This window comes from Burkholderia sp. Ac-20392 (assembly GCF_017104585.1).
In the GTDB taxonomy this organism is placed as follows: domain Bacteria; phylum Pseudomonadota; class Gammaproteobacteria; order Burkholderiales; family Burkholderiaceae; genus Burkholderia; species Burkholderia lata.
This window is the reverse complement of the sequence record NZ_JAAGPB010000726.1, coordinates 1-3228: the sequence shown is the minus strand read 5'-3', so window position 1 is coordinate 3228 and position 3228 is coordinate 1. Positions and strand designations below refer to the sequence as shown.

Here is a 3228-nt window from a genome sequence, read left to right as displayed (position 1 = left end):
GCGGAAATGATCGCGTCATCGTCGTTCGCAGGGAGCCTTGTCATGAAGCATTCGACCCGGCCCGACCCGTCGCCGCCACGCAAGCACGAAGACCGCACGCGCACGGGCCATTCGGAACGCCATATCGGCCATCACGCCTTCCCCGAACGAACGCCCACCACCCTCGCCATTCATCGCGCCGCGTCGCACCCGCACTCACCTTTTTGGCACCCCGCATCCCGACCGTAAAATAGCCGCCAGACGGCAGCGCGAGACGAGACAAAAGAGGGGGCGGCAAGCATGCAGGCATTCCAGTGGTTCAACGAACTGTCGACGCGCGAGCGCAGGACGCTGTACGCCGGCTTCGGCGGCTACGCGGTCGATGCGTTCGACTTCATGATCTATTCGTTCCTGATTCCGACGCTGATCGCCACCTGGGGCATGACGAAAAGCGAGGCCGGGATGATCGCGACGAGCTCGCTGATCTCGTCGGCGCTCGGCGGCTGGGTCGCCGGCATCCTCGCCGACCGCTACGGCCGCGTGCGCGTGCTGCAGTGGACGATCGCGACGTTCGCGCTGTTCACCTTCCTGTCCGGCTTCACCCATTCGTTCTGGCAACTGCTCGCGACGCGCACGCTGCAGGGCTTCGGCTTCGGCGGCGAATGGTCGGTCGTGACGATCATGATGGCCGAGACGATCCGCTCGCCCGAGCATCGCGGGAAAGCGGTCGGCACCGTGCAGAGCAGTTGGTCGTTCGGCTGGGGCGCGGCCGCGATCCTCTACTGGGCGTTCTTCGCGCTGCTGCCCGAGCAGCTCGCGTGGCGCGCGTGCTTCTGGATCGGCATCGTGCCCGCGCTGTGGATCCTGTATATCCGCCGCAACGTCAGCGATCCCGACGTCTACACGGCCACCCGCCGCGCGCGCGACGAAGGCCGCGTGTCGGGCCACTTCCTCGAGATCTTCTCGCCGCCGCACCTGCGCGCGACGCTGTTCGGCAGCGCGCTGTGCACCGGGATGCTCGGCGGCTACTACGCGATCACGACGTGGCTGCCCACCTACCTGAAAACCGTCCGCCACCTGTCGGTGTTCAACACGAGCGGCTATCTCGTCGTGCTGATCGTCGGCTCGTTCATCGGCTACGTGGTCGGCGCGATCCTGTCCGACCGGCTCGGCCGCCGCGCGTCGTTCATCCTGTTCGCGATCGGCTCGTTCTCGCTCGGCATGGCGTACACGATGCTGCCGATCACCGATACCGCGATGCTGCTGCTCGGCTTCCCGCTCGGCATCGTCGTGCAGGGGATCTTCGCGGGCGTCGGCGCGTACCTGTCGGAGCTGTATCCGGGCGCGATCCGCGGCTCGGGACAGGGCTTCTGCTACAACCTCGGGCGCGGGCTCGGCTCGTTCTTCCCGATCCTCGTCGGCTCGCTGTCGCAGTCGATGTCGCTCGTGAAGGCGATCGGCCTCGTCGCCGGCGGCGGCTACCTGCTCGTGATCGTCGCCGCGCTCGTGCTGCCGGAAACGCGCGGCAAGTCGCTCGTCGACGATCCGGCCGTCGCGCCGTGAGCCACCGCTTCGTTCCGGAAACCGCATGCACGTGATCGTTCTCGGCGCCGGCGTGATCGGCGTCACCACCGCCTGGCACCTGCGCGAAGCAGGCTGCGACGTCACCGTGATCGAACGCGAGGCCGATGTCGCGCAGGCGACGAGCCTCGGCAACGCGGGCGTGATCGCGCCCGGCTACGTGACGCCGTGGGCCGCGCCCGGGATGCCCGGCAAGATCCTCAAGTACCTGTTCAAGCCCGCTTCGCCGTTGATCTTCCGGCCGACGCTCGACGCCGCGCAGTGGCGCTGGATCGCGCGCTGGCTGCGCGAATGCGAATTCGAGCGGTTCCGCGTGAACAAGCAGCGGATGCAGCGCATCGCGTACTACAGCCGCGCGTGCCTGCACGCGTTTCGCGACCGTCATCCGTTCGACTACGGCGCGAGCCGCGGCTACCTGCAACTGCTGCGCAGCGCGTTCGACATCGAGATGGCGCAGCCCGCGCTGAAGGTGCTGCGCGACGCCGGCATCGCGTTTCGCGAGCTCGACGCGGCCGGCTGCACGGCGATCGAGCCGGGCTTGCGCTGGGCGCGGCAGGCGCCCGTCGGCGGCATCTACCTGCCCGACGACGAAGCCGGCGACTGCGCACGCTTCACGCGCGAACTGCGAGCGCTGTGCGAAGCCAACGGCGTGACGTTCCGCTTTCGCACGGAAGTGCAGGCGCTCGACGTTGAAGCCGGCCAGGTGCGCGGTGTGCGGATCGTCGATAACGGCGACGAGGATGGCGGACCGAATCCGCTCGCATCGAACCCCGGCGGCCAGCACCGCGACGCGCGGCTCGCCGCCGACGCGATCGTCGTCGCGCTCGGCGTCGACAGCACCGGCCTGCTGCGACCGCACGGCATCGACGTGCCGCTGTATCCGGTGAAGGGCTATTCGGCGACGCTCGCCGTCGTCGACGACGAAAAATCACCGCGCGCCGCGCTGATGGACGAATCGCTGAAGACGGCGATCACGCGTTTCGGCCCGACGTTGCGCGTCGCGGGTACCGCGGAACTCGGCAACCGGCACGCAGTGCTACGACAGCAGGCGCTCGATACGCTGATGAAAGTGCTCGACGACTGGTTCCCGCACGCGGCCGATCGCACATCGACGCGCTTCTGGGTCGGCCGACGGCCGATGACGCCCGACGGGCCGCCGCTGCTAGGCGCAAGCGGGATCGACGGGCTTTGGCTCAACGTCGGCCACGGCTCGACGGGCTGGGCGATGTCGATGGGATCGGGGAAGGTGGTGGCGGATCTCGTCACGGGGCGAGAACCGGAGATCGATCTGTCGGGGTTGACGCTCGCGCGCTACGCCCGGTAGGCCCGGTAGGCCCGGTGGCCGGACGATATCGTCGAAGCGATGCGCTGACGCGATACATAAATGACGCGCGGCAATCGCAACGCAGCTCGCAAGCCGCTCACGACGCCGCCGCACCATCCGCATCACCATCCGCCCGCGCAATCGGCGCCGACACGATCGGCCGATGCGATACGCCCTCGTGCGACAACCGGCTTTCGAACAACGTAAGCGCATCGAACCGCAGCGCGACCGGCCGCTTCACCGCACCGCCGTGCGCCGGCTGCCCGACCGCATCGTGCGGCAGCCGCGCGAGCGTCACGTGCGGGCGAAACGGCCGCCGGTCAGCCGGTACGCCGAGCTCGCGG

4 protein-coding genes are annotated in these 3228 nt (G+C 68.5%); 3 read left to right on the top strand and 1 reads right to left on the bottom strand.

The window, feature by feature from the left end; genetic code table 11:
* From G3N99_RS37375 to G3N99_RS37365, 3 genes are all read left to right on the top strand, one after another.
* Positions 1 to 228: hypothetical protein (locus G3N99_RS37375; protein WP_206124875.1), on the top strand; the 228-nt coding region annotated here is incomplete at its 5' end.
* Between the two features lie 51 nt (positions 229 to 279).
* Positions 280 to 1542, top strand: a complete 1263-nt coding sequence (locus G3N99_RS37370; protein ID WP_174939809.1) for an MFS transporter — start codon at positions 280 to 282, stop codon at positions 1540 to 1542.
* Positions 1543 to 1567: 25 nt separating this feature from the next.
* Positions 1568 to 2884: a D-amino acid dehydrogenase gene (locus tag G3N99_RS37365; RefSeq protein WP_206124874.1), complete on the top strand. Its 1317-nt coding sequence runs from the start codon at positions 1568 to 1570 to the stop codon at positions 2882 to 2884.
* A gap of 97 nt (positions 2885 to 2981) precedes the next feature.
* Here the strand turns inward: G3N99_RS37365 and G3N99_RS37360 are convergent.
* A partial coding sequence (locus G3N99_RS37360) for a 2'-5' RNA ligase family protein (protein ID WP_277396487.1) occupies positions 2982 to 3228 on the bottom strand: 247 nt, incomplete at its 5' end.

Coding starts and splice junctions, on each gene's coding strand:
- G3N99_RS37370 (WP_174939809.1), top strand. CDS start 280: ATGCAGGCATTCCAGTGGTTCAACGAACTGTCGACGCGCGAGCGCAGG.
- G3N99_RS37365 (WP_206124874.1), top strand. CDS start 1,568: ATGCACGTGATCGTTCTCGGCGCCGGCGTGATCGGCGTCACCACCGCC.